The organism is Rhodoferax sp. ZS1R8, assembly GCF_056521325.1.
Map to the genome: position 1 here is coordinate 1 of NZ_JBWMBA010000191.1, position 1,059 is coordinate 1,059.

Sequence of the window (1,059 nt, forward strand, 5' to 3'; positions counted from 1 at the left end):
CTGGCAGAGAATCCACTTCTTTTAACGATGCTGCTCGTGGTGAAGCATGGCGCAGGGGGGCTGCCACCTGATCGGGTCAGCTTATATGGGAGAGCTGTCGATGTCTTGCTAGACACATGGAACATCAAAGGCCATGAGCCGTTGAATGCAAAAGAAGCAGTTCCACAGCTCGCATATGTTGCCTTTCAACTTATGTGTGCGGGCAAGCAGACTGCCACCGAAAGGGAACTATTGGAATTGCTGCAAGAAGCACGCGAAAAGCATCCGAACATCAAACGCTATGCAAAAGATAGTCCCTATGACTTCTTAAAGCGTGTTGAATTGAGGTCGAGTTTGTTGTTGGAAGTCGGCCACCAGTTGGAGGGTGGCCGTACGGTACCCTTTTATCAATTTCGGCACCTTACATTTCAAGAATATTTGGCCGCGGTTGCTGTCACCGAAGGGCATTACAAACAATTTCACCAAGACGATACCGTTTTGACCCCATTGAAAAACCATTTGCAAGCGGAGGAGTGGAAGGAAGTAATTCCGATGGCTGCAGTACTGGCACGCAAACGAGCAGAGCCATTGTTAGTCGAACTAATTTCATTGGGGAATGGCACGCGTTTAGCCGCTGGGGATGAAGTCGTGAGCGGCAAAATGAATGTAAGCATAGATAAGAAATTAGGCGGCGCTACCGGGCGCTTACTTCAATGCTTTGTTGAGGAAGCAGAAGCTTCTCCTCAAACAATTTCTTCTGCGTTGCAGCTGATAGCTTTCTTCGCGCAGGGTTGCAAAAGCGCCGATGATTGGGAGTCGCTCTGCAGAGGTCCGTATGGAGAGGAGCTTTATTGCCAAGCGTGGGAACTTTTAGTGTCTATTGGACAGCACAGAGGTTCTTGGCTATTGAATACCTGTGCGGGTATCGCTGCTTTCCGTAAACCTTTCGACCATTGGATAAGTAAGGAAGGGAATATCGAGATAGAGCTCTTGCTCCGAAGCAAAAAGAAGGAAGACGTTAGTCGTGGTCTCTTGATTGCTTTGGGAATATTGTGGAATTGGTCTAGTCTTGATCCCATG

The 1,059-nt window shown here is 48.3% G+C and carries 1 protein-coding gene; it reads left to right on the forward strand.

Annotation, left to right across the window (positions count from 1 at the left end; genetic code table 11):
• Nucleotides 1–1,059: NACHT domain-containing protein (locus tag AC097P_RS24910; RefSeq protein WP_479613092.1), on the forward strand; the 1,059-nt coding region annotated here is incomplete at both ends.